Annotated in this window: 24 protein-coding genes; 8 read left to right on the top strand and 16 right to left on the bottom strand. The window is 55.0% G+C overall.

The annotated features are described in order from the left end of the window. Positions 1-8: 8 nt before the first annotated feature. From ACEWZM_RS08620 to ACEWZM_RS08600, 5 genes are all read right to left on the bottom strand, one after another. A complete protein-coding gene (locus ACEWZM_RS08620; protein WP_414006046.1) occupies positions 9-974 on the bottom strand; it encodes a DMT family transporter in 966 nt (321 codons plus the stop codon). Between the two features lie 81 nt (positions 975-1,055). Beyond that, on the bottom strand, positions 1,056-1,508 hold the full coding sequence (locus ACEWZM_RS08615; RefSeq protein ID WP_414006045.1) for a YaiI/YqxD family protein: 453 nt from the start codon (positions 1,506-1,508) through the stop codon (positions 1,056-1,058). Next, a complete protein-coding gene (gene sthA / locus ACEWZM_RS08610) occupies positions 1,508-3,001 on the bottom strand; it encodes a Si-specific NAD(P)(+) transhydrogenase (RefSeq protein WP_414006044.1) in 1,494 nt (497 codons plus the stop codon). The genes ACEWZM_RS08615 and sthA overlap by 1 nt, the downstream gene beginning before the upstream one ends. A gap of 2 nt (positions 3,002-3,003) precedes the next feature. Beyond that, positions 3,004-3,837, bottom strand: coding sequence for an S-formylglutathione hydrolase (gene fghA, locus ACEWZM_RS08605; protein WP_414006043.1), 834 nt, complete (start codon positions 3,835-3,837; stop codon positions 3,004-3,006). Between the two features lie 154 nt (positions 3,838-3,991). Continuing rightward, positions 3,992-4,930 carry an AEC family transporter gene (locus ACEWZM_RS08600; RefSeq protein ID WP_414006042.1) on the bottom strand — a complete coding sequence of 313 codons (939 nt, stop codon included), beginning with the start codon at positions 4,928-4,930 and terminating at the stop codon, positions 3,992-3,994. A gap of 287 nt (positions 4,931-5,217) precedes the next feature. On the opposite strand from ACEWZM_RS08600, the gene ACEWZM_RS08595 reads away from it, so the two are divergent. Continuing rightward, positions 5,218-5,859: a TetR/AcrR family transcriptional regulator gene (locus ACEWZM_RS08595; protein WP_414006041.1), complete on the top strand. Its 642-nt coding sequence runs from the start codon at positions 5,218-5,220 to the stop codon at positions 5,857-5,859. 34 nt (positions 5,860-5,893) lie between these two features. On the opposite strand, the gene ACEWZM_RS08590 is transcribed toward ACEWZM_RS08595, so the two are convergent. Continuing rightward, positions 5,894-6,442 carry a c-type cytochrome gene (locus ACEWZM_RS08590; protein WP_414006040.1) on the bottom strand — a complete coding sequence of 183 codons (549 nt, stop codon included), beginning with the start codon at positions 6,440-6,442 and terminating at the stop codon, positions 5,894-5,896. Between the two features lie 164 nt (positions 6,443-6,606). Here ACEWZM_RS08590 and ACEWZM_RS08585 point away from each other — a divergent pair, with 164 nt between their 5' ends. Both ACEWZM_RS08585 and ACEWZM_RS08580 read left to right on the top strand, forming a co-directional pair. Then, on the top strand, positions 6,607-7,308 hold the full coding sequence (locus tag ACEWZM_RS08585) for an ArsR/SmtB family transcription factor (RefSeq protein ID WP_414006039.1): 702 nt from the start codon (positions 6,607-6,609) through the stop codon (positions 7,306-7,308). A gap of 68 nt (positions 7,309-7,376) precedes the next feature. After that, the gene (locus ACEWZM_RS08580; RefSeq protein ID WP_414006038.1) at positions 7,377-7,721 is read left to right on the top strand and encodes a DUF2794 domain-containing protein; all 345 of its coding nucleotides are present in this window, start codon (positions 7,377-7,379) and stop codon (positions 7,719-7,721) included. Between the two features lie 22 nt (positions 7,722-7,743). Here the strand turns inward: ACEWZM_RS08580 and ACEWZM_RS08575 are convergent, their stop codons facing one another. The 3 genes from ACEWZM_RS08575 to ACEWZM_RS08565 all read right to left on the bottom strand — a co-directional run bounded on the left by ACEWZM_RS08575 (position 7,744) and on the right by ACEWZM_RS08565 (position 10,685). Further along, on the bottom strand, positions 7,744-8,592 hold the full coding sequence (locus ACEWZM_RS08575; protein ID WP_414006037.1) for a C40 family peptidase: 849 nt from the start codon (positions 8,590-8,592) through the stop codon (positions 7,744-7,746). A gap of 8 nt (positions 8,593-8,600) precedes the next feature. Further along, on the bottom strand, positions 8,601-9,995 hold the full coding sequence (locus tag ACEWZM_RS08570; protein ID WP_414006036.1) for a leucyl aminopeptidase family protein: 1,395 nt from the start codon (positions 9,993-9,995) through the stop codon (positions 8,601-8,603). A 294-nt stretch (positions 9,996-10,289) separates the two neighbouring features. Beyond that, positions 10,290-10,685 carry a hypothetical protein gene (locus ACEWZM_RS08565; RefSeq protein ID WP_414006035.1) on the bottom strand — a complete coding sequence of 132 codons (396 nt, stop codon included), beginning with the start codon at positions 10,683-10,685 and terminating at the stop codon, positions 10,290-10,292. 138 nt (positions 10,686-10,823) lie between these two features. On the opposite strand from ACEWZM_RS08565, the gene ACEWZM_RS08560 reads away from it, so the two are divergent. Continuing rightward, positions 10,824-11,474: a carbonic anhydrase gene (locus tag ACEWZM_RS08560; RefSeq protein WP_414006034.1), complete on the top strand. Its 651-nt coding sequence runs from the start codon at positions 10,824-10,826 to the stop codon at positions 11,472-11,474. Positions 11,475-11,503: 29 nt separating this feature from the next. On the opposite strand, the gene ACEWZM_RS08555 is transcribed toward ACEWZM_RS08560, so the two are convergent. Next, positions 11,504-12,661 (bottom strand): DUF3095 domain-containing protein, encoded by a 1,158-nt coding sequence (locus ACEWZM_RS08555; protein WP_414006033.1) that lies wholly within the window; start codon positions 12,659-12,661, stop codon positions 11,504-11,506. Between the two features lie 177 nt (positions 12,662-12,838). Between ACEWZM_RS08555 and ACEWZM_RS08550 the strand changes: the two genes are divergently transcribed. The 4 genes from ACEWZM_RS08550 to ACEWZM_RS08535 all read left to right on the top strand — a co-directional run bounded on the left by ACEWZM_RS08550 (position 12,839) and on the right by ACEWZM_RS08535 (position 17,380). Continuing rightward, on the top strand, positions 12,839-14,017 hold the full coding sequence (locus ACEWZM_RS08550) for an MFS transporter (RefSeq protein WP_414006032.1): 1,179 nt from the start codon (positions 12,839-12,841) through the stop codon (positions 14,015-14,017). Positions 14,018-14,095: 78 nt separating this feature from the next. Continuing rightward, on the top strand, positions 14,096-15,118 hold the full coding sequence (locus ACEWZM_RS08545) for an aspartate-semialdehyde dehydrogenase (RefSeq protein WP_414006031.1): 1,023 nt from the start codon (positions 14,096-14,098) through the stop codon (positions 15,116-15,118). A 130-nt stretch (positions 15,119-15,248) separates the two neighbouring features. Continuing rightward, positions 15,249-15,587, top strand: a complete 339-nt coding sequence (locus tag ACEWZM_RS08540) for a hypothetical protein (RefSeq protein WP_414006030.1) — start codon at positions 15,249-15,251, stop codon at positions 15,585-15,587. Between the two features lie 122 nt (positions 15,588-15,709). Then, complete coding sequence (locus ACEWZM_RS08535) at positions 15,710-17,380, top strand: DUF4139 domain-containing protein (RefSeq protein ID WP_414006029.1); 1,671 nt, start codon at positions 15,710-15,712, stop codon at positions 17,378-17,380. 18 nt (positions 17,381-17,398) lie between these two features. On the opposite strand, the gene ACEWZM_RS08530 is transcribed toward ACEWZM_RS08535, so the two are convergent. The 6 genes from ACEWZM_RS08530 to ACEWZM_RS08505 form a co-directional block, all read right to left on the bottom strand. After that, positions 17,399-18,469 carry a branched-chain amino acid ABC transporter permease gene (locus ACEWZM_RS08530; protein WP_414006028.1) on the bottom strand — a complete coding sequence of 357 codons (1,071 nt, stop codon included), beginning with the start codon at positions 18,467-18,469 and terminating at the stop codon, positions 17,399-17,401. Next, positions 18,466-19,497, bottom strand: a complete 1,032-nt coding sequence (locus tag ACEWZM_RS08525) for a branched-chain amino acid ABC transporter permease (protein WP_414006027.1) — start codon at positions 19,495-19,497, stop codon at positions 18,466-18,468. The genes ACEWZM_RS08530 and ACEWZM_RS08525 overlap by 4 nt, the downstream gene beginning before the upstream one ends. A gap of 61 nt (positions 19,498-19,558) precedes the next feature. Beyond that, on the bottom strand, positions 19,559-20,308 hold the full coding sequence (locus ACEWZM_RS08520) for an ABC transporter ATP-binding protein (protein WP_414006026.1): 750 nt from the start codon (positions 20,306-20,308) through the stop codon (positions 19,559-19,561). After that, positions 20,301-21,077, bottom strand: coding sequence for an ABC transporter ATP-binding protein (locus ACEWZM_RS08515; protein WP_414006025.1), 777 nt, complete (start codon positions 21,075-21,077; stop codon positions 20,301-20,303). Before ACEWZM_RS08515 ends, ACEWZM_RS08520 begins: the two co-directional genes overlap by 8 nt. A 116-nt stretch (positions 21,078-21,193) precedes the next feature. Next, positions 21,194-22,378, bottom strand: a complete 1,185-nt coding sequence (locus tag ACEWZM_RS08510) for a substrate-binding domain-containing protein (RefSeq protein WP_414006024.1) — start codon at positions 22,376-22,378, stop codon at positions 21,194-21,196. A 142-nt stretch (positions 22,379-22,520) separates the two neighbouring features. After that, on the bottom strand, positions 22,521-23,291 hold the full coding sequence (locus ACEWZM_RS08505; RefSeq protein ID WP_414006023.1) for an HpcH/HpaI aldolase family protein: 771 nt from the start codon (positions 23,289-23,291) through the stop codon (positions 22,521-22,523). Between the last annotated feature and the right edge of the window lie 12 nt (positions 23,292-23,303).

Genomic DNA, 23,303 nt, shown 5'->3' with positions numbered 1-23,303 from the left:
TGGCTTTCCTATCCGGTGGAGCGCGGTCGCGGACGAGGTGCGGGGCGACTGCGGCGGGTTTCGCGCCAGACGGAAATAAGTCCGGCGCCAATGATTAAGGCAGATCCGATCCAGACTGGCCCGTCGGGCCATTCATCAAAGACCAGAACGCCCCAGAAAACGGCCATAGGCATGGCGATATACTCAAAGGGGGCCACCAGACCGGCCTCGCATTGGCGATAGGCTTGGCTGACCAGATAGCCGCCGACAGATCCAGCAATCCCGACTGTAAAAAACAGGATCCAGTCCTGTGGTGCAGGCCAGATCCATGCGCGTAGGAGGAACTGCAGCCCCACGCTGTCGGAGGTGGCGAAGCGCCCATCGCCTGTTGCCAGCCCGATCGAGGCGCTGACCAGCAGAAAGCCCAGCGTTGGGTAGAATGATAGAGTTGCGGCTTTATCCGAACCGCCCGCACGTCGAGTGAGAACATGGAGGGTTGCATAGCCACAGGCGCCCAGAAACGGCAGGATCGCAGCAGCTTGAAATGTTCCTGGACCGGGGCGCATGATCATCAGGATACCCGCAAAGCCGATGACCACCGCCATCCAGCGCCAGGGGCCTACGCGTTCCTTCAGGAAAAGGACCGACAAGCTGGTCACGACCAATGGGGTTGCAAAGGCAATGGCTACGGCCTCGGCGATGGGCATGATTGCAAGACCGGTGAAGAAACAGAGATTGGCAAACAACACCGCGAGGCTGCGCAACATATGCAGTTTGGGTTGGTGCGTGCGCAGAATACGATACCCGCCTTCCAATGGGATGATCAGCGCCAACAGTACGAACATTGCGACGACGGATCGAAACATCACCACCTGATATAGCGGATAGTCCCCAGAGAGGAATTTGAAGATGACATCGATGATGGAGAAGCAGGTGGCGGCCCCAACCGCGGCAAAAACGCCAAACAGCGATATCTTTGCCTGTTGCTGCGTCACGGCTGCCTCTCTTGTGCTACTATTGTACGATCAGTGACCCAAAGGCAGACAAAGGGCAAGAGCGGCCGAGGGTGCCTGCGACTAGCCTGAGCTGGCGGCGCGGATCTCACGTTCAAGCGCGTCTAGAAACCGGGAACGATCGGCCTTGGTAAAGCCTTTGCCGCTGCCGCCTGCGCCCAGCGGATTGGCGGCCCTCAGATCAGCCATTAAGTCGCGCATGGCAAGTTGCTGGCCTATGTTTGCTTCGGTGAAGCGTTCGCCATTGTGCCGCAAAACGCGCGCACCGGTTTCGATGCATTTGGCGGCCAGCGGGATGTCCCCGGTGACCACAACATCACCTTGTCCGCAGCGTTCGGCGATCCACATATCAGCTACATCTGCGCCTTCGGATACGATCACAGTTTCCACCAGTGGGTTCTGGGAAGGTCGCAGCCCACCGTTGGAGACCACAAACATAGTAACCTTGTGACGTGTCGCCACCCGCTCTGCCTCTGCTTTGACAGGGCAGGCATCGGCGTCAATGTAGAGCGCCATTACTCTGCAGCCTTGGTCGATTTCGCCTTGGGAGCCGCTTTGGCCTTGGTAGCAGATTTAGGCTTTTCTTCGTCCGGTTTACTTACCTTGAATTCGTCCGGAATGGGCATCCGGTTGAAAGCATCAAGCCCTGCAATTTTATAGGCTTCTGCCAAAGTCGGATAGTTGAAGGTGTTCTGTACGAAATAGTCCACTGTGCCCTTGAGGTTGAGCACCGCCTGAGCGATGTGGATCAGCTCGGTCGCACCTTCGCCAACAATCTGAACACCTAAAACCCGACGTGTTTTGAGAGAGAACAACATTTTGAGCATGCCGTGCTCTAACCCCATGATGTGCCCACGCGAGGTTTCGCGGAACCGGGCGATACCGATCTCATAGGGGATGCCGCGTTCCTGCAATTCCTCCTCTGACATGCCACAGGTGGACATTTCTGGGACCGAATAGATTCCATAGGGGAACCAAGGGCTTTCGGGCAGAGTTGGGGTGTCCAGCGCATGACATGCCGCGACCCGGCCCTGTTGAAGCGAGGTTGAAGCCAGCGATGGATGGCCGATCACATCACCGGTCGCATAGATATGCGGTACGGCGGTCTGGTAGGACTTTCGATCCACATTGAGACGCCCGCGATGATCTGTTTTCAGGCCAACCGCGTCGAGGTTCAGTGCCTCAGTATTCCCCATTCGACCGGCAGCGAACAACAACATGTCGCCACGGACATGGCGCCCGTTTTCAAGACTGACCTCGATATGGCTGCCTTCATCATCGATCTTGGTGATGGCTGAACCCAATCGGAGATCCACACCGTTTTCACGGATTTGATGAGTGAAATCCTGGATCAATGTGCTGTCGATAAAATCAAGGAAGGTGTCACGGGGCTCAACCAGCGTTACACGAACATCCAGAGCCGAGAACATGGTGGCGTATTCGACACCGATCACCCCGGCGCCTACGACGACCAGAGATCTAGGAATCTCCTCCATCTCGAGGAATTCATCGCCGTCTACGATGGTTTTGCCGTTAAAGGGTACATAGTCAGGGCGATAGGTGCGCGTGCCAGTCGCAATTAGGAATTTCTCACCGGTGACGCGGGTGGTATCGCCTGCTTCGGTGGCGACTTCGACTTCGTTCGGGCCAGTAAAGCGTGCCAGCCCGGGCAGCACTTCAACGTGGTTGCGGTTGAATTGATGCTCCAGCACGTCGACCTCATGGTCGAGAGTCATATGAAGACGTGCTTTCAGATCTTTGGCTTTGATCTGATCCTTAACCCGATAGGCGCGGCCGTAAAAGCTGCGCTCCCGCCAACCGGAGAGATTCAGTACCGTTTCGCGGAGGGTTTTGGACGGAACGGTGCCTGTGTGCACTGACACGCCGCCAAGCCGATCTTTGCGGTCGATGACCAACACACGGCGGTGCAGCTTGCCCGCCTGAATTGCGGCGGTCCGGCCTGATGGCCCAGAGCCTATGATAATGAGATCGTAGTCGAAGTCTGTCATGATTAGCCCCGATAGAGCGCTTCTGCATGGAACGACACGTGGTCCTCCATGAAGGTTGAGACAAAAAAGTAGCTGTGATCATAGCCGGGCTGCATCCGCATCACAGCTTGTTGCCGTCTTTCCGCGCTGGCCTGTGCCAGAGCTTCGGGTTTGAGCAGATCGAGAAATTGATCGGACGTGCCGGTATCGATCAGGACCGGCCCGTCAAAACCAGTATCCTGCATCATCAGGGTGGCGTCGTGACGTTTCCAGGCGGCGGCGTCTTCACCTAGGTAAGCGGTCAGCTGCTTACGTCCCCAATCACTGGCAGAGGGATTACAGATAGGTGCAAACGCCGAAACCGAGCGGAAGCGCCCCGGTAGGTTCATCGCCATCGTCAGCGCACCGTGACCGCCCATGGAGTGGCCGGTGATCGCCTGACGATCCATATCCAGAGCATACTGTTCGCCGAGCAATGCTGGAAGCTCTTCGGTAATATAGTCCCACATCTGGAAGTGCGGTGCCCAGGGGTTTTGTGTCGCGTTCACATAAAAACCAGCGCCCTGACCAAGATCATACGCGTCATCGTCGGCCACGCCTTCACCGCGCGGCGACGTATCGGGGAACACGATCGCGATACCCTGTTCAGCACACCAAGCCTGCGCCCCGGCTTTGGACATGGCGTTTTCGTGGGTGCATGTCAGGCCGGACAGGTACCACAGCAACGGAACCGGGCCGTCAGCAACCTCTTCCGGGAGAAACAGGCCAAAGGTCATATCGCAATTTGTGCTACTGCTGGTGTGGCGATAGACGCCTTGCACGCCGCCAAAAGCTGCATTTTCTGAGACGGTTTCCATAGGACGATTCCTTTGTTCTGGTTGCACTATCGCTACCTGCGGTCAGCCATAGCGTCCAGTGACTGTGCGTCGATGGCCTTTGTTTTTGCGGCATATGATTGCAAAAACCTGAAGGCGGAGGTGTTTTTCTGTTGTCGAGGTGGTCAGAACAGGGTCAAGGCTGGGTAAAGGTTGTGACCCATGCAATCACCAAAGGCAGCGTCAGGATCGACAACGTGGTAGACAAAAGGATTGCAGCTGAGGCCCGGTGTGGCGCGACGCCGTAGTGTTGAGCCAGCATGTAGACGTTGCCTGCAACAGGCAGTGCTGCCGCCGCGATGGCCACTCCAGCGGCGTAGGGATCTACCGGAAATAATATCAATACACAGATCGCTACCAAGGCTGGGTGTAGCACCAGTTTGGCAAAGCTGAGCCAGCTTGCGATCTGCACCCGTTCCGCAGACTTTGATGCCAGAGAGGCCCCAATCGCAAATAGCGCACCGGGCGTGGCCGCATCACCGAGCAGTGCAAGAAACGCATTGGCAGGTGTAGCGATTGGCAGAGACAACGCTGACCAGGTTAGACCGGCACAGATTGATAGGATCATCGGATTTTGCAGCAAGCCGCGACCAACTAATCGGAACGTTTCCCCGCCCAAACCACTGCCACGGCCTACGTTTATCAGGATGACAATCAGAGAAGAAAACACAACAAGATCGACACTGAGGATAAGCATCATTGGCCCAATGGCCGCTGGGCCAAACAACAGAACCATCATTGGCAGACCCAGAAAGCCGACATTGCCAATGGCTGCGCATTGCGCCTCTACCGCTGCAGTCTGGGTATCAAGCTGTCTCATTGCTGCAACGAGGGTTGTCAGAAGATAGACGGCCATTGTGCCTAACAGATAGGCTAAGATTAGATGCGGATCGAAGATATCGGCAAAGGACAGGTTGGCAGCAAAACGAAAAATCATTGCAGACAGCGGGAAGTAGAAGACAAATTTTGTGAGGTGGGCAGTTGCTTCCTCTCCAAAGAACCGGCAGCGCCCAGCCCCGTAACCAAGGCCGATGATAGCAAAAAAAGGAAGGGTTCGAAGAAATATGTCGATCATTGCCGCAATTGGTAACCTGAATTGACCAACGCGGAAAGAGCGTTTCTGACGCCTTGAGATGCGGTTTCAATGTGAGGCAGGCCAGTCTACCAGCCTTCTGCAATTGGAGCCCATAGCGCGGAATCGCCTAAGGTGATTTCCATTCGCTCCATAGAACTATAGTTTTGTGGGTATCACGACGGATCAATCGTCTGCGAGGTCAAGATTGATCCGCTCCTCGATATGCAGGAGTGTGCAAAGATAGTGCAGTAACCTGTCGGGATTGCGCATCACAACAGAGAGAATTTATGAACCAACCAGCTGCCATCCCCCGCAAGGGTCGCAAATACGACCAAGTGCTGCAGGGCGCCCGTGATGTATTCATGGCTGAAGGGTTTGAGGGCGCCAGTGTTGACGAAATCGCCCGTAGAGCTGGGGTCTCTAAGGCGACGCTTTATAGTTACTTCCCGGATAAGCGGTTGTTATTCATGGAGGTTGCCCGCCACGGCTGTGCACGTCAGGCGGATACTACGGTGACCATTTCTGCCGGGTGCTGCAGTCCCAAAATAGCGCTGCGCGAGGCGGGGCTTCACGTCCTGTCGGTGATCCTGTCGGAATTCGGCGTAAAGATGTTTCGCATTTGCGTTGCCGAAGCGGACAGGTTTCCAGACCTAGGGCGTCGTTTTTACGAAAGCGGGCCGGCAACCATACGGACGCAGCTGCGGGAGTATTTTGCCGGGGCGACTGAGCGAGGTGAGCTTTTAATAGAGGATATGGATCTTGCTGCTGATCAGTTCGCAGAACTCTGTCGCGCTGATATGTTCCTGAGGTTGCTATTCAATATCGATGCTGAGATCGGCCAGGCTGAACGCGAGCGGGTGGTTGACGCAGCAATCAAGACATTCCTAGCTCGCTACAGTGCTGCGGACACGAATGCTGAACCCAACTAGCGGTAAGATGCTTGGTGCCGTTGCCGTTTTGAAGTCAATGAGTTGTAAACTCCCTCGGTGCGAGACGGTAGATCTGATGGCAGTTGTGGCAGGATGAAATCAAGCGAGGCAGACTGCGTCTTAGTCCAGCGGCAGATCGGACGTTGAGCGCGCGCGCTGCCTTTTTTGCACTATCTGCGTGTCGTGAAAAATCTTCCCAATTCACCCAGATGCCTCCGCGTGCATGGGAGGAGAGATCTGTAACATCCCGGCGAAAGCGTCGGGGAATGCGGCCCGCTGACCTTACCAGAATACGCTTGGCGGCGCGTGCGCTGGCGCGATCAAAGGCAATATAGTCACGGGTCATTGCCGTCAGTTCTTCTAATGCCCTCTTTTGTCCATTCATCAGGGCGATGCGCTGGGCGACAAGTGTATTGGAATGTGAGCTATCGGCCTTGGCCTTAGTCCCAAGTACTAGAAGGGCAGCAATCAACATAGCTGAGGCTAAGACAGCACAGATATTGGTTGGATTATTTGACGGGGGGCGCAGATATGCCGCAGTCATTGCAGGTTGAGGCAGATGTTTTTTCGGGGGGTTATGCATTGTCCGATGGTTCCTCATCCTGATGGCGGGCGACCTGCACAGGGTATGAGGATCTGGTTAGATCGCCGTTAATGCGTAGTTCGATGGTAAATCAGCCAACCATTCGATCGTGAGCGAAGTGTTTGAGCTAGGTTCTATTGACAACGATGGGCTATCTTTGGCCCATGAGCACACCACGATTTGATATTTTAGGACAAGCCCTTGCCGACGCCAGCCGGACGCGCATGTTATGCGAGTTGCTGGATGGACGGTCCTATACCAACAAGGAACTGGCCGCGGCGGCAGGAGTAACGCCGCCAACCGCTACTGCGCATTTGCAGATGTTGCAGTCTGCCGGACTGGTTATTGCCGAAAAACGAGGGCGCTGTGTCTTTCATCGTTTGGCGAGCGCAGAGGTGGCCCATGCCCTCGAACAGCTGGCCGCGATAGCACCTTCAGATCATCTACACCGGGCCCAGCAGAGAAAGGCCGGAGGCTTAGCACCGCTTCGCAGTTGCTATGATCACTTTGCCGGTCCATTGGCGGTCGCGATGACCGCTCGGTTTATTGATTTGGGAATCCTGATAGAACGAAACGGCGGGTTTGAGGTGGTCCCGGCGACGGAATGGTCCAAACTGGGCGTAGTCTTACCAAGTACAGTCGGTCGCCAGCCCTTTGCGAGGCCCTGCATGGATTGGACAGAGCGGCGTTTGCACATATCGGGAGCGCTGGGCCGACAAATACTGTCCCACGCACTGAAGGCAGGCTGGGTCAAGCGCCAATCTGTGAAACGTGGGCTGTTGCTGACCTCTCCGGGGCGGGCAGCATTTGACCAGATTATTGGTCTAAATATCCATGATGTGGCACCGGAAATTATTGCGTCCTGATATGTCTATGGCGGCTTATGTCAATAATAATACTTGATTTATTCGCCGATTGACGCAACGCTGATGTCATGAGCTTTGACCAAGTGCAGCCCTTCTCACCATCCAATGGCCCGCAACAGGTTGCCTTCCACCGCACGGAACTCTCGGTGATTCTGTCACTATATGGCCGCATGGTCGCCGCAGGAGAGTGGCGCGATTACGGTATATCGACCCTGCGGGACCTGGCCGTTTTCTCGGTTTTCCGCCGGACCGCTGAACACCCTCTCTATCGTATCGAAAAACGACCCAAACTGCGTGGGCGGCAAGGACAATATGCGGTTATCGGTATGGACGGTCAGATTTTGAAACGCGGGCACGACCTGAAGACCGTATTGCGCGTGTTGGAACGCAAGTTAATTCGCTCTGTGACATAGTGCGATTGCTGTGGGGGTTGCCTTAAATCTCAAGGCGTCGATGGGCGGTGACCGGGCCGTCACCTTGTGACATGATCCGTTCTACAGCACCGGCAACCGGTTCCAGTGCGACGGCCATATGGTAGGCATTGGCGTGGATCATAGTCTCACTGTCCTGCATCAGAGCGACGTGGCCTTTCCAAAACAACAAATCTCCGCGCCTTAAATCCGCTGGAACAGGGGTATTCCCTAGTTGTATCGATGTACCTAATTCGCGTTCTTGTTGGTCGCTGTCGCCGGGGCAGTTCACGCCGCAGGCTTGCATTGCAGTCTGAACCAGACCAGAGCAGTCGATTCCCAGGCGACTGTTTCCCCCCCATAGATAGGGAGTCCCTAGAAAAAGCTCTGCAACAGAAACCGCGTTGGCGTCCAGCTCTGCAAGCGGTCGCAGATGATGCGCCGGGACATATCCCTGATCGGTCTTCGCGAACTTTTCCGTCGTGGAGATTACTGCCAATTTGCTGCCATAGCTTAGGCTGCACAGGTCTGCAGATTTCATATCTGCAGTGCTATAGGCATGTGTAGCAGGGGTACAGACCCGATGGGTCACAGGTTCCGCGTCTTCTGTCAGTGCAGAGCTGGGCACATATCCGACATAGTCATCATAAACGGCCTGAACAAAGGCCCAGCCGTCACGCCGTTCAAAGGCCAATACGTCAGCCCCTAGTAGCAATTGGCGGTCTCTTGCTCCATTTGGCTGGCGCAGCAAGTCCACAACGGGCACCCCGATACGTGCGGGTTGCCCTTCAACGACGCTACGGTCGCCGGATGTCTGCGATAGATGAGCAGCAATTACGCGGTCGTTGGCGGGGGTGCGGCGCGGGTCAGGCATTTTAGAAATCAGAGCTTAAGCATCTGCGGGAGTGCCTCGAAGAGGGCCCGTGCACCCTGTAAGGCGCCTCCTTTTGGCCGCGCGGGCGCGTCGGTCGGTGTCCAACCGTAGATGTCGAAATGCATATAGCGGCTCTCTCCGGCGAACCGGCGCAAAAAGAGCGCCGCCGTAATTGATCCGGCAAAGCCGCCGCTGGGCGCGTTGTCGAGATCAGCGATCTGAGGTTCGATCATCTTTTCATAGGGGGCATGAAACGGCATCCTCCAAACTGGATCGGCTGACGCTACTGCTGTTGCGCAGATAGTCTGTGCGTCCGCGTCATCATCAGTGTAGAATGGAGCCAGATCCGGACCTACGGCCACCCGAGCGGCGCCGGTCAGTGTTGCCATGGAAATCAGCAAATCCGGTGACTCTTCTGCAGCATAAGCAAGTGCGTCAGCCAGGACCAAGCGCCCCTCTGCATCTGTATTGTTGATTTCAACGGTCATCCGATTGCGCGCAGTCAACACATCTCCGGGCCGGAACGCGTTGGCGGAGACGCTGTTTTCAACGGCTGGAATAAGGACACGCAGCTGCACAGGTAGCCCTAGCGCCATGATTATGTGGGCAAGTCCTAAGACGTTTGCTGCACCGCCCATGTCTTTTTTCATCAACCCCATGCTGCTGCCTGGTTTGAGGTTGAGGCCACCCGTGTCAAAGCAGACGCCCTTGCCTACAAGTGTTAGTTTTGGGCCGTTGTTGCCCCAGCGCATATCCAAAAGACGCGGACGACGGTCCGAGGCGCGACCGACCGTATAGATCATCGGGAAGTTTTGCGTTAGCAGATCCTTGTCCGCATTGATCTCGAGATGCGCGCCATGCTGGTCGGCCAGCTCTCTCGTGGCGTCTTGCAATTCGCTTGGCCCCATATCGGAGGCGGGTGTATTGATCAAATCTCGGGTCAGAAACTCTCCTGCCGCCAAAGTTTCGATGCGGCTGACATCGACGCCCTCTGGTGCAACCAGAAACTTGTCCGCTGCCTGTCCTGACTTGTACCTGTCGAACCGATATTGAGAGAGCAACCATCCGAGGCATTCTGCCGGGCGTTCTTCGTTCGCGATACCCTCGACTAAGCGGTATGTACCGCTGGGGAGTGCAGATAGAGCCCCTGCCAGAATGAAGCGGTGTCGTGTGCGATCTTTGGCAGTGCCATAGCCAACCAATGCCTGCTTGGGCTGGCCATTCTCACCCGGAATGGTGAGTGATTGACCGATAGAGCCGCGAAACCCGTTGGCTTGCGCCCAGTTCGCGGTTTCGGCAGGCGCACTGGCCAGCCAGTTCTTGCAGTCGTCTTGATTAAGAACATGCAGGTCTATGCTTGCCGCATCCGGCTTGGCGAAGGTCGGGCGCTTTGCTGAAGGCATGACAGAGAACTCCGGGTTCTGGGGATGATTTCATCGCCACAGTATCCGTCACAGCGCTGTCTGCAAGCCCTGCCGTGTTGTGTTCAACCAGTCGTTTCAACTGGTTGAACTGGGTAAGTTAGTTGTTTTGCAACGCAAATGGGGGCTCTTTTCAGAGCCCGAATATATGATAACGCCATACTGAAGACGCCTAGAGATCAGTGTGAGTCTTCGTTTCTGACAGGTAGAGAAATTCCCCGTCGCTGGCAGATCCGCGATCAAATTTATCCGGTCAAGTGCCCCTAGGGTTACTTGTCAGACCGAAAGGTCTTGTTGCTCCCAGACGGCAGTCAACGACCGTTCGCCAATCCGCATCAATCGGAAAAGTGTTGCTGAAATTGCTGCAAAATCGTCTATGTCAATTGCGTTGGTTACGTCACGGGATACCCCCGCCATGGCAGTCATACCGATCTGATCAGCGATTGCGATCAGCGACCGGGCGCTCTTGCGCAGGTTCGGCATATCATTCTGACGCCACAACCGTTCACAATGAGAAAGGCGTACGGCCAATTCTTCAATTGCGCGGCAGACCACATCTTCCGCCCCGGCTTCGCCAAGCTGCGCATAGAGGTCCGACAATTTGTCGGAATCCAAGCGCACGTTTTCTTTGTGTATTACAGTGAGTATTTGAGCCACCACATAAAACCCCATTTATTCATGCCCCCACGGCACGGGCCAAACTTGCGCCTCAGAAGTTGTCAAAAGGTTTCCAAGTGGATAGTCAAATCTCTCGAATTTGGTGACAATCCTTGATAACAGACTCGCCAGAGGACAATCGAGGAACGACAGATGCAATTTGCAAAACCCCTGCCAAGCTATCTGGTGACGCGCTATCATGGCTGGAAGGCCACGACCTATAGCGACAATCAGGGCTGGTATCGGCGGCTTGCCAGTGAGGGCCAACGCCCACGCGCTATGGTTATCTCTTGCTGCGATAGCCGGGTTCACGTGACTTCGATTTTTGGTGCCGATCAGGGTGAGTTCTTTATTCACCGCAATATCGCGAATCTGGTTCCGCCGTATCAACCGGATGGGGATCACCATGGCACCAGCGCAACGGTCGAGTATGCTGTCACCGTTCTAAAGGTCTCGCATCTGATTGTTCTGGGCCATTCACAATGCGGTGGTGTGCAAGGTTGCATCGATATGTGCAAAGGCCATGCCCCTGCGCTTGACGCCAAGGAAAGCTTTGTCGGACGCTGGATGGATATTCTGAAGCCGAAGTATTCTTTGGTGGAAGACATTGAGGATGCGGACGACCAAGCGCGCCAGTTCGAACGTCAAGCGGTTGTTGCCTCGCTTGAGAACCTGATGACGTTTCCCTTTATTGACAGCGCAGTACGTGATGGAACGCTGAGCCTTCATGGCCTGTGGACCGATATCGGTGAAGGCGGTTTGGAATGTTACGAACCCCGAAGCGCGAAATTCCAACCTGTCTGATTGGCGAGTTCGGGCTATCGGTGGCTTCCTCAGGTTACTGCTTGGTCTGAGGACGCGGCCATACTAAGCGCGGCCTGAGTATAGCCGCCAGCCGCGCCGTCGATGAAGTGCACATGATCGTCACGCATGACTGACGGTACGATACAGGTCACTAGCGCCTCCTCCTGCTCGTGCAGCCCGTAGCGCACAAGGCCTGCTGCGGCAGCTTGTCCAAGCGTGCGCGCGATCTCATCGCGTATCTTTGGTGGGCAATCGAGGGTCAGCTTGAGGCCATCGTCGAATTTTCGAAAGTCCGCATTTGCGGCCAGCATCTTGCGATAATGAGGCGCATCAAACCCGGCAAAAGGTCGTTTGCGGCTGAGCGCATATGCAGCCAGCATTGTCTGGATGAACAGCTGCATTTTTTTTAAAATCAGAGCTGTTTTTCCACGCGAAATCTGAGCTTCAAGGCTCAGGCCAGGTGGAGGGAAGCTGAAACTGGGGCCGTTCTCTGGTACCGGGTGGCCATTTCGTTGCAATTGATCAGCTAGGGAGAGGACATCGCCGGCAATCCTGGCAAAATCGCGTCCAGAGGTGCTTGGCTCGGGTTGCACTACTACAGATAAGATTAGCCCGTTGCGGGCGGGAATTGTATTCCAGCGGCAGGATAAGCCAGACAGGTCTGGCGGGTCTGGCAGGGCCGCATGGGGCACTTCGAATCCGCCCAGTTTCATCTGGCGTTCTGCCCAGTTCAGTCCACCGCCTGCAAACATAGCGTAGTCTGCGACATCTGACACAGCATAGCGGGCAACTGCCACATCGAGCCCTTCGGCCCTGATCCAGGAAACGGGCAGCAATGCCGCGCGTAGTTCGATATCAAACTCGGCGCTTGCCCAACTACGTAACCGGGCCAGGGTGTCGCGTGCAATATCAGCGTGTCCAGGAGCCACCGCAAAGGAGGCTCCGTCGCCGCCGAAGATATACGGAAATGGTGTGCCTTGCAGTGCGTTGATCATTGCAGCAATAGCGGAGGCTCCAATGGTGTTCACCGTTTTATAGCGCCCGGCTGCGATCAGGTCAGTGGAATTAACGATATCGCAGCACCCGACCATCCAATCCCTTGGTAGCGGGGTGAACGCCGCCGCACGGGTCAGACCGGAAAAGTCGCGACTGGGCGAGAGGCTTTGGTAAAAACCATCCTGTGTCATATGCGATCCGTTCATCCTGTTGGAACCATACCCTAGCGCTGGTATGGCACACGGCAAATCACAGCTAAGTAGTTTCGCACTCTTGTGAAATAATGCGAAATCGCCACTGTGGCCAGATATCAATTGCTGCGCTCTGTAATAGACCGCGTAATAGCATGCTATTCCGGGGGAGGCACCATGCAGGCCGGGCTTGTCATCTTATGTCTGGGTTATGTGCTCAGCCAGTTCTTTCGCGCGTTTCTGGCGGTGCTTAGTACTGCCTTGGAAAGCGACCTTGGGGCGATGCCTGAGGATCTTGCCTTTGCGTCTGGGCTTTGGTTTTTGACCTTTGCGGCAATGCAGTTGCCGGTTGGTTGGGCGCTGGATCGTGTTGGGCCAAGCCGCACGGCTTCAGTTTTGTTGTTGGTTGGCGGCGGGGGCGGGGCACTTGTGTTTGCGCTGGCATCCGCGCCAGTTCACATCAGTTTTGCAATGGTACTGATAGGCATTGGCTGCTCTCCGGTTCTGATGGCCTCCTACTATATTTTTGCGCGCGAATATCCCCCGCGACGCTTTGCAACACTGGCAGCGCTAATGCTTGGTGTCGGTTCGCTGGGAAATTTGGTGGCATCATACCCAACAGCTCTGGCGGTTGAACTGCTGGGCTGGCGTGGCACGCTATTTGGTCTCGCCAGTATTTCCACCGCAGTGGCGATCGGCATCGCGTTAACCGTGCAGGATCCTGCTCGAGTTGATGCCGCTGAGGGGCCTAAAGGATCTGTTCTAGATATCCTGAGAATGCCGGTTTTGTGGCCGATTTTTATTATGATGTTTGTGGCTTATGCGCCCTCGGCTGCATTGCGGGGGCTTTGGATTAGTCCCTATCTGAGTGATGTCTTTGACATGGATCGAGGGGCTGTCGGGATTGCCAGTCTCGTGATGGGAAGCGCAATGATCCTTGGAACCTTTGCTTATGGTCCGACGGATCGGTGGCTGGGAACGCGCAAAGGCGTCGTGCTTGGAGGCAGTCTGCTTGCATGCGTGTCGTTGGGTGGCTTGATGATATGGATCGATGGGCCGGTGTTACTCGTGATCGCTCTGATGGCAGCCGTCGGCTTTTTTGGTGCGTCTTTCCCGGTGATATTGGCACATGGGCGTGCCTTTGTACCTCCGCATATGGTTGGTCGCGGGGTCACTATGCTCAACTTCTTTGGCATTGGTGGCGTGGGAATCATGCAGTTCGCCAGTGGACGTCTGCACGCAGAAATGGTGGGACCGGACCTTTCCTTGCCCTATTTTGCTATTTTCGGTTTCCTATTGACGTTTCTACTGGTCGGATGCGCAATATATCTGCTCAGTCGCGACCGCTTGGATTGATCTGGCCTTTCCACACGCGATCTTTCCCGATAAGACATCGCAGCCGGTCACAAGGCCGGATATATTTGGAGAAATAATATGGGTTATCGCGTCGTTGTCGCCGGCGCCACGGGCAACGTGGGCCGTGAAATGCTGAATATCCTGGCCGAACGCCATTTCCCGGTGGATGAGTTGGCCGTTCTGGCTAGCCGAAAATCGCTGGGTACAGAGGTTATGTTCGGTGACAAGACGTTGACGACGCAGGACCTGGATACCTTTGATTTCACGGGTTGGGATATGGCGCTGTTCGCCATCGGTTCCGACGCGACAAAAAAATACGCCCCCAAGGCGGCGCGCGTCGGTTGTGTGGTCATCGATAACTCGTCGCTCTATCGCTACGATCACGATGTGCCGCTGATTGTGCCTGAGGTGAATCCAGAGGCTGTGCACGGCTACGCCAAGAAAAACATCATTGCCAACCCCAACTGTTCGACAGCACAGATGGTCGTAGCGCTGAAGCCGCTGCATGACCGCGCCAAGATCAAGCGCGTTGTGGTCTCGACCTATCAGTCGGTATCCGGTTCGGGTAAAAACGGCATTGATGAGCTGTGGGATCAGACCAAGTCGATCTATAACCCGACCGACGACAAGCCGCCGAAACAGTTCACCAAGCAGATTGCGTTCAACGTGATCCCGCATATCGATGTGTTTCTGGATGACGGCTCCACTAAGGAAGAGTGGAAGATGGTCGCGGAAACCAAAAAGATCGTTGATCCATCGATCAAGGTTACAGCGACTTGTGTTCGTGTTCCGGTTTTTGTTGGCCACTCCGAAGCGATCAACATTGAGTTTGAAGACTTCCTTGATGAAGACGAAGCGCGCGATATCTTGCGCGAAGCGCCAGGCATCATGGTGATCGATAAACGTGAAGACGGCGGCTACGTGACACCGGTAGAATGTGTTGGCGATTTCGCAACATTCATCAGCCGTATTCGCCAGGACTCGACTATCGATAATGGTCTGAACCTGTGGTGCGTCAGCGACAACCTGCGCAAGGGCGCTGCACTAAATGCGGTCCAGATTGCCGAGCTCCTCGGTCGCGAAGTCCTAAAAAAAGGCTAAAAACATATTCATTTAGCAGGGGGACTGTCTCGAAAGAGACGGTCCCTTTACCGTTTGTATAGCTGTTCTTGTCAGCCTTGGTGCCACTAATCTGTTGGGGGTTAGATAAAGGTATTTTGGGGGTAAGACTATGATACAAAAGAAGCCAGAAACCGTTGATGCAACACAAGGCCGTATTGGCGAGTCCGCTTGGGCTACTGCGCGCAATGGTTCGCGCCTCGACACCGAAATGGCGGCGCAGCTTCGGATGGTGCTGAGTGAGAGTTTCCGTACTGCCAGAAGTTGGCTGGACTTGATCCGGGCCTTGCGCAGTAAAGGTTTCTATCTACAGCAGAGTGAGGGGCGGATCCGTCTACGGGACGCACATAGCCATATCGAAATCTGTACCTGTCGGTTCCTAGGGTTCCCCGGCGCAGAGCTGGAAGCGCGTTTCGGGACTCCGCTACCTGACAACCTCAGACAAGCTTAAAGGTACAAACAGAAGGTAGGCAAAGCGATTGGCTATAGTCGGCTGGTAACATCCCGCGATGGTCTTTAGGCTTGGCAGCAGGCGGGGCATGAACCCGCGATGTTGATCAGCCGAGAGATGCCATGCGATCTGCTTTTTCAGTTATTGCCTTCGTAGCGGCCTCCGCCGCGATCACAAATATTCCGACAACTGTGGTTGCGGATGTGATCGCGGTGGACAGTCAAGTCACTGCGGTAACACTGTATCCCGGACTTGCTCAGATAACCCGCACGGCAGATATAGATCTTCCTGCAGGACGCCATCAATTGATCTTGCAAGGCGTGCCACACAGCGCTGAAACGGCTAGTTTGCAAGTTCAGATCTCGGGAGCGCGCCGGATCAGCACCATGACGAGGGAGGACTTCGTACCGCCCCGTGATGTTGCCAATCCAGAGATCGAGGCTGCCGAGGCGCGCATTCGCCAGATAGAGAAGCAGATCACTGTTGTGATGGACGATGCACAGCGTGCACGTGCGTCAGCCCTGGCGTCGCGCAGCTCAATCCAATTTCTTGAACATCTGGGTAGCAATGAGGGGCTAGCAGGTGCGGACGCATCAGCATTGGCGGACATCGCCCTGATGATCGAAAACCGGGTCGCCGCAAGCCACCGTGAGATTATTGATTCAGAGGCAGAAGCTCGTGATAAGGAACAAGATCTGACTGCCTTACAGGATGATTTATCTGATGCCCGTAAGGCGCTTGCCGCTATTGCGCTAGAGGACGAGGATCGCCTCTTCATCGAGCTGGAAGTAGACGTCGCAGAGGCTGGGCGTGCGAAGATCACGCTGAACTATCTGACAGGTGGAATGGGCGATATTGGCTGGTCACCATATTATGAACTGCACCTTGCAACGGATGATGAGCCCGAACTCACACTGGTGCGTAGCGTGATTTTGGCGCAGGGTACTGGCGAAAACTGGCAGGATATTGCGCTGACACTGTCGACGGCTGAACCCTTGGGGCAGTCCTCACCCTCTGTATTGCGCCCTCAGCTGCGGCGGATAGAAAAACCAGCTCCCCCACAAATCTCAAAGCAGCAGTTCTCATCTGATGCAGGATTGGGGGGGCTCGCCGATCAGATCGTGGAATCAGCGGTTATTGTCGAACAGCTCCCGCTATGGAATGTCGACACAGGTGGTGTTGCTGCCGTCTATTCCTTTGGCGAACCTGTATCCATTACCTCGGGAGCGGATACGTTGCGGCTTGAAATGGATAGTCTCACCACAACAGCCAAGCTGACGGCGCAAGCAGTCCCGTTACGCAATGAGACGGCCTATCGCATCGTCCAATTCACGAATGAGTTTAGCGAGCAACTGTTGGCGGCCACGGAGGTAGTCCATTTCGTAGACGATAAACTGGTCGCTGTTGCTGATTTTCCGGGGCTGGCACCCGGATCCGAGGCCAAGATTGGATTTGGTCCTATCAAGGGGCTTACGCTACGGCGTGATGTCATTGGTCAAAGCGAAGGTGAGCAAGGGCTGATATCGCGCAGTACCGAACAAGTCAGCCGGATTGAGATCGAGATTGAGAACCTGACCAACCGTGTTTGGCCGTTGCGGGTATTGGATCGTGTCCCTTATTCCCAACAGGATGCGCTGGAGATTACTTGGGATGCCAGCCCTGCACCGACGGAGCGGAATGTCGAAAAGCAGCGCGGTATTCTGGCCTGGGATCTGGAGATCGCCGAAGGGGAAGCTGAGACGATCCAGATTGAAACTGAGCTGAGCTGGCCTGAAGATCAGGTGCTGCGCTAGCAGGTCTCGGTCCGGTTGCTATCGATGACCGCGCAAACGGCCGACCACACCGCTGGGAAAGAAGTAGATGCTGAGGATGAACAGAACCCCCAGCCACAACAACCATCTGTCCGGGTTCAGTAGTTCGGGCAGCAGTGGCAAACCTTCGGCCGTTTCGGATAGTAAGCCCATAAGGTTTTGCAGGTAGTTCTGCGCCAGCACAAATAGAGTAGCTCCAATTACAGCGCCATAGATTGTCCCCATCCCGCCGATCACCACCATCAACAAGATATCGATCATGATTTCCATCGACAGTGTGGTATCTGGCCCGACATAGCGCAGCCAGATTGCATAAAGTGACCCAGCGAGTGCGGCAATTGCTGCAGACAGACAGGTAGCGCTGATCCGGTAGTAAATCACGCGGTAGCCTATGGATTCCGCCCGGAAGTCATTTTCACGTATCGCCTGCAGAACGCGGCCGAATGGTGAATTTACAATGCGCAGCAAGGTCAGGAACAAGACTGCGCTTCCTCCAAAGACTAGGTAGTAGGTCAGCAGCTTGCCATTCAGCTTTACACCGAACACTCTGCCGTCAAAGGTCTCTTGGCCGAATTTGAATGCAGGGCCTAGTTCACGCGGTGTTTTGAAAGAGAGCCCGTCTTCTCCACCGGTCAGAGCCGAGAGTTGACTGACCAGAACCGCAACAGCGGAAGCCACGGCAAGGGTGATCATCGCAAAGAAGATCGCACGGACCCTCAGTGAAAATAGCCCGATCAGAAGCGCCAATCCGGCGGCAACACCGGAACCCGCAATAGATCCTAACGCCAGCGCATCAAACCCGCGGCCCATATGGGTAGAGGTCAATGCTACGCCATATGCGCCAATTCCAAAAAACATCGTATGGGCGAAGCTGACGATACCGCCATAACCCAGTAACAGATCATAGCTCGCGACCAGCACAATAAAGATGCAGATGCGTGCGGCAGTATCGACGGTACGCACGCCGGGGAACAAAAACGGCGCAAAGGCCAGACAGATCAGAATTACGACCAGCGCTAAGGCTAGAACGCGAGAGCGCGGTAGGTCACCAGACAGAAGGGTACGGATCATTTTGCCTTTACCACCGGGATCATGCCCATAGGGCGCCACATCAGGATTGCGACCATTAGGGCAATATTGGAAATTAGGGCCAATTTCGGCTCTACAAAGGCGATATAGTTCTGCAAAAGCCCGACCAGTAATGCGCCGATAAAGCAACCTTCGACCGAGCCAAGCCCACCGATGATCACGACGATAAATATCAGGATCATGGCCTGATTGCCCATATGGGCGGTTATGACTTCTTGGTAGAGACCCCACATCACACCGCCGAGGCCAGCCAAGGCTGATCCGGCGATGAACACACCGATAAAGACCAGACGCAACCGATATCCAAGCGCAGCGACCATTTCACCGTTCTGCACTCCTGCGCGTACAATCAAGCCGATCTTGGTTTGTCGTAGCACGAAGCGCATCGCAGCAAATACCGCCAGACCGACAGCGACAGCGACCAAACGATATTTCTCGATTGCGGCATCGCCAAAAGTGAGCACGCCTTTCAGTGCCTCAGGGCGGGTGAAGTAGATTTCTTCCGGACCCCAAAGAACAATGATCAATTGCTCTGCGATGATAAGGCCACCCATTGTGACGAGTATTTGGTTCAGGTGATTGCCATAAACCGGTTTTACGATCACCCGTTCAAATGCCCAACCCATGCTGGCAGTTGCTGCCACAGCTGCCAAGACTGCGGCCAAGATGGCCAGAAGGTTCAATCCCAGAGAGGGTGCGTTGGTCAGATGGCCGAGTGACAGCAGAACTGATATACCGACAAAAGCGCCAACCGAAACAAATGCGCCGTGTCCAAAATTGATAACATCCATAAGGCCGAAGACCAGGGTCAGCCCGGACGCCATCAGAAAGATCATCATCCCCATGGCCAGGCCCGACACAGTTAGAGTCAACCAGCTGGACGGGTTTTGTACTGCGATGAAACCGGCGATGGCCAACAGCGGAACCAGCATCAAAGGCACATAGGGAGCAAGGCGCTCACTGAGCGTAGACCGCTTTATGTTAGGGGCGTGTTGTGGTGCTACGGTCATTTGTAGGTCTCGCATAGGGTGCAATGATCGAAGGGGAGGTCTTGAAGACAAGGCATTTGGGCTAATGCGCCTCCATGCTCAGGCCCATCAGCCGTTCCTGCAATGCCTCATCGCTGGCCAGCTCAGCCATCTCTCCGGACCAGATGAGCCGACCATTGTCCATTACGTTGGCAGTATCGCCTAGCGCTTTTGCCACCGCGAAATTCTGTTCGACCATGAGTATAGATGCCCCCTGGTTCTTCAGATCCTTAAGTGAGTGTGCCATGGTCGAAATGATAGCGGGGGCCAGTCCTTTGGTCGGTTCGTCAATCATGTAGAGCTTGCGCTCTTCAATCATTGCGCGGGCAATCGACAGCATCTGTTTCTGCCCGCCAGAGAGATTGCCCGCCTCGGATTTCCAAAATGTCTTTAGGGGCGGGAAGGCTTCAAAAACCCAGTCTAGGCGCGCAGCGTCAATCGGCCCTGAGACTGCGGCTAGCACCATGTTTTCCTCGACCGTTAGATCAGCAAATATGCCCATATCTTCGGGAACAAAACCAAGCCCGGAACGGGCGATGCTGGCGGTAGGCATTTCGGTGATATCTTCGCCATCGAACAGGATACGCCCTTTGTGAGCTCGCCAATGGCCGATGACGCTGCGCAGGGTTGTCGTTTTGCCAACTCCATTCCGCCCCAACAACATAGTGACTCCGCCACGCGGCACATCGAGATTGACCCCCCGTAAAATGTGATATTGGGCAATATTTGTATAGACCTCCTCTATCCGAAGGATCGGATCGGAGGCGGATGCGTCACGAGTTAGATCAGACATTGTCCAAGACCCCATCAAGCCCGCGGCCCATATAAGCCTCCTGTACCACGTCAGAAGCCATCACTTCGGCCGGTGGGCCATCGGCAGCCAACGCACCATTGTGCAAGACTATAATGCGGTCGGCGAGAGTCCTGATGACATCCATCTTGTGTTCGACGAGCAATATTGTGCGATCGGTTTGTTTCTTTAAATCGGCTATTAAATCCAGCACGACCGGGGCTTCGTCGACACTCATCCCGGCTGTTGGTTCATCAAGCATGTAGACCAGCGGGTCGAGTGCAATCAGCAGTGCGACTTCGAGTTTGCGCTGGTTACCATGAGACAGCTCCGAAACCAATTGATTGCATTCATCCAGTAGCCGCACACGGGCAAGGATCGCTTCGGCTTCGTTGCTGAGGTCTGTGTGACGCGTGACCATCGACCAAAGGTTGAACCCTCGTCCGGCCTTAGCCTGAATCACCAGCCTGACATTTTCTAGAACGGAGAGGTCGGGGAATAGATTGGTCATTTGGAACGCACGACCGATGCCTGCTTTGGTGCGGGCAGAGACGGGCTGTGTAGTGATGTCCCTGCCATTTAGTAGGACGCATCCCGAACTTGCAGGAATTTGGCCGGAAATCAGGTTGAAATAGGTGGTTTTGCCAGCGCCGTTAGGCCCCACGATGGCAGTCAACTCGCCGGGGTGAAAGGCACATGACACAGCGTCCACCGCTATGTGTCCTCCGAAGCGGACAGTAAGATCGCTAGTGGTCAAAAGCGGTGCGGGCATGAACGGATCCATGAAGAGGGATAAAGAGGATCAGCAATGATCTGATCAGCAGGCACAAATCATGCGCTGACTACCGCGCCCGGAGGCATGCCCTCGGACGCGGCTCTATAGGACGATCAGTTGCGCACAGGGATCGGCATGTCGTCGATGCTCAATTCACGCACCAGCTCTGGGATGGCCCATTCAACATCGTCGTCAACCCGCAGTTTGAAGTGGTACATCGTTTGCAAGGCCTGATGATCCTCGGCACGGAACTGCATGGTCCCCTTGGGGGTTTCCCATTCCATACCTTCCATTGCTTCAATCAACGTTTCGGTCTCGGTGGTTCCGGCCTTTTTGATTGCTTCAACGGCGGCGATGCCAGCGGTCATGCCACCAGCGGTGAAGAAGTCTGGCGGGCTGTTGAACCGTTCGAAATGGGTTTTTACCAGCCAATCATTCACCGGATTGTCGGGTAGTTCATAGTAGTAGTAGGTGCCACCTTCCATGCCTACGAAATCCTTAAAGCCCTTCAGAGCGGCAAGGATGTTACCAACTCCGGCAAACTCGATACCAAAACGGCCTGGGTCCATCGCGTTGATTTTAGCCCAGGGGTTGCCGCCTCCGGCCCAGATGATGAACAGTTTTTTATCGCCTTCGAGGTCTTTCATCGCATTAAAAATGCGTTCCCCAGCGGCGGTAAAGTCTGTGGTGTCGGTTGGGGCAAATTCTTCATGTACGATCTCATGACCCTGTGCGGCCAATGCTTCGCGGAAGGCGGCGATGCCATCACGGCCAAAAGCATAGTCTTGTGCCAGAGTGGCGATGTGTACGTTCTCACCCGCCAATGCGATGGCGCTGGCTACAGCGTCCTGCGATGAATTGCGCGACGTGCGGAATATATAGCGGTTCCAATTGGAGCCAGTGATGGAGTCCGCAACTGCCGGCTCCACAATCAGAAGCTTTTCATATTCTTCGGCGACGGGCAGCATTGCCAGTGCAACGCCTGAGCTGACCGGACCAATTGCCAGATCGACCTCGTCGTCGCCATATGCTTCTTCCAGCAAGGCTTTACCGTTTTCAGGCTTAAGCTGGGTGTCTTTTTCGATCACCACGATCTTTTCGCCATTTACTTCCATGGTGCCGCCGGTCGCGTATTCCAACCCGAGCATCAGCCCGTCATGGGATTGCTTGGCGTAGGCTTCAAATGGACCGGTCTTGCCATAGATATGGGCGATTTTGATATCAGCAGAGGCCGCGGTAGCCATGGCTGATGTTAGCGTTAGTGCGGAGACCATCCCCGCAACAAATGTGCGTTTCATCCTGTAACTCCCTCGTCGCGCACCAAGATGCTAGGTGCGGTCTCGCTCCTGTGGTGGCAGGCTAGCGGCAGGGTGTCAAACGGGTCAATTGCGCGAAAATAGGAATTTTTGCACCGGCTATTAGTCTCGCAGAAAACGGCGGCTATTTTGCTGCCCATTCTGCAGCAAGGGCGCGGGCACTTCGTGCCAGTACCATGACATCAATTCCAACAGCTAGGAATTGCGCGCCCATATCATGATAGACCTGTGTTGCCTCTGGTGATGTGCCCAAGATTCCAGGGGCTCTCCCCGACGCTTTGATCCGCGCCAGTGCATCTGCAATTACTGCCTGTACCTGCGGGTGTGCCGAGTTTCCTTGGTGTCCCATATCGGTAGACAAATCTGCGGGCCCGATGAAAACGCCATCGACGCCATCAACTGTCAGGATGTCATCCAGATTTTCGATACCTTTGCGGTTCTCGACCTGAAGTAACAGACAGATTTCCTGATCGGAAGTTTGAATATAAGCATCATGGCTGCCAAATTGTGTCGCGCGTGCAGCGGTTGCACCGACACCGCGAGTCCCCTGAGGAGGGTACTGACATGCGCGCACCAGTTCACGTGCCTGTTCGGCGCTTTCTACCATTGGAACCAGTAGGGTTTGCGCCCCGGAATCTAAAGCCTGCTTAATGATCCAGGTTTCGCCAATCGGTACTCGCACAACCGGGTGGCTGGGGGACGCCCCCAGAGCCATCAGCTGGTCGCGAATGGAGCGAATGTCGTTCGGCGCATGTTCTCCATCGATCACCAACCAATCGAACCCGCAGGTTCCCATTACTTCTGCTACCGCGGCCTCGCCGAAACTCATCCAGCAACCGATTTGACGATCGCCGTTGGACAGTGCCTGCTTGAACCGGTTCTTAGGGGCGGGCATGGGAAAAGCTCC

Origin of the sequence: Phaeobacter cretensis (genome assembly GCF_047372505.1) — a bacterium.
In the GTDB taxonomy this organism is placed as follows: Bacteria; Pseudomonadota; Alphaproteobacteria; order Rhodobacterales; family Rhodobacteraceae; genus Phaeobacter; species Phaeobacter cretensis.
This window is presented reverse-complemented; position numbering and strand designations above follow the sequence as displayed.

Excerpts from the sequence above, each read along its gene's own strand:
- ACEWZM_RS08615 (WP_414006045.1), bottom strand. The coding sequence starts at position 1,508 with ATGGCGCTCTACATTGACGCCGATGCCTGCCCTGTCAAAGCAGAGGCA.
- sthA (WP_414006044.1), bottom strand. The coding sequence starts at position 3,001 with ATGACAGACTTCGACTACGATCTCATTATCATAGGCTCTGGGCCATCA.
- fghA (WP_414006043.1), bottom strand. The coding sequence starts at position 3,837 with ATGGAAACCGTCTCAGAAAATGCAGCTTTTGGCGGCGTGCAAGGCGTC.
- ACEWZM_RS08600 (WP_414006042.1), bottom strand. The coding sequence starts at position 4,930 with ATGATCGACATATTTCTTCGAACCCTTCCTTTTTTTGCTATCATCGGC.
- ACEWZM_RS08595 (WP_414006041.1), top strand. The coding sequence starts at position 5,218 with ATGAACCAACCAGCTGCCATCCCCCGCAAGGGTCGCAAATACGACCAA.
- ACEWZM_RS08590 (WP_414006040.1), bottom strand. The coding sequence starts at position 6,442 with ATGCATAACCCCCCGAAAAAACATCTGCCTCAACCTGCAATGACTGCG.
- ACEWZM_RS08585 (WP_414006039.1), top strand. The coding sequence starts at position 6,607 with ATGAGCACACCACGATTTGATATTTTAGGACAAGCCCTTGCCGACGCC.
- ACEWZM_RS08580 (WP_414006038.1), top strand. The coding sequence starts at position 7,377 with ATGAGCTTTGACCAAGTGCAGCCCTTCTCACCATCCAATGGCCCGCAA.
- ACEWZM_RS08575 (WP_414006037.1), bottom strand. The coding sequence starts at position 8,592 with ATGCCTGACCCGCGCCGCACCCCCGCCAACGACCGCGTAATTGCTGCT.
- ACEWZM_RS08570 (WP_414006036.1), bottom strand. The coding sequence starts at position 9,995 with ATGCCTTCAGCAAAGCGCCCGACCTTCGCCAAGCCGGATGCGGCAAGC.
- ACEWZM_RS08565 (WP_414006035.1), bottom strand. The coding sequence starts at position 10,685 with ATGGGGTTTTATGTGGTGGCTCAAATACTCACTGTAATACACAAAGAA.
- ACEWZM_RS08560 (WP_414006034.1), top strand. The coding sequence starts at position 10,824 with ATGCAATTTGCAAAACCCCTGCCAAGCTATCTGGTGACGCGCTATCAT.
- ACEWZM_RS08555 (WP_414006033.1), bottom strand. The coding sequence starts at position 12,661 with ATGACACAGGATGGTTTTTACCAAAGCCTCTCGCCCAGTCGCGACTTT.
- ACEWZM_RS08550 (WP_414006032.1), top strand. The coding sequence starts at position 12,839 with ATGCAGGCCGGGCTTGTCATCTTATGTCTGGGTTATGTGCTCAGCCAG.
- ACEWZM_RS08545 (WP_414006031.1), top strand. The coding sequence starts at position 14,096 with ATGGGTTATCGCGTCGTTGTCGCCGGCGCCACGGGCAACGTGGGCCGT.
- ACEWZM_RS08540 (WP_414006030.1), top strand. The coding sequence starts at position 15,249 with ATGATACAAAAGAAGCCAGAAACCGTTGATGCAACACAAGGCCGTATT.
- ACEWZM_RS08535 (WP_414006029.1), top strand. The coding sequence starts at position 15,710 with ATGCGATCTGCTTTTTCAGTTATTGCCTTCGTAGCGGCCTCCGCCGCG.
- ACEWZM_RS08530 (WP_414006028.1), bottom strand. The coding sequence starts at position 18,469 with ATGATCCGTACCCTTCTGTCTGGTGACCTACCGCGCTCTCGCGTTCTA.
- ACEWZM_RS08525 (WP_414006027.1), bottom strand. The coding sequence starts at position 19,497 with ATGACCGTAGCACCACAACACGCCCCTAACATAAAGCGGTCTACGCTC.
- ACEWZM_RS08520 (WP_414006026.1), bottom strand. The coding sequence starts at position 20,308 with ATGTCTGATCTAACTCGTGACGCATCCGCCTCCGATCCGATCCTTCGG.
- ACEWZM_RS08515 (WP_414006025.1), bottom strand. The coding sequence starts at position 21,077 with ATGCCCGCACCGCTTTTGACCACTAGCGATCTTACTGTCCGCTTCGGA.
- ACEWZM_RS08510 (WP_414006024.1), bottom strand. The coding sequence starts at position 22,378 with ATGAAACGCACATTTGTTGCGGGGATGGTCTCCGCACTAACGCTAACA.
- ACEWZM_RS08505 (WP_414006023.1), bottom strand. The coding sequence starts at position 23,291 with ATGCCCGCCCCTAAGAACCGGTTCAAGCAGGCACTGTCCAACGGCGAT.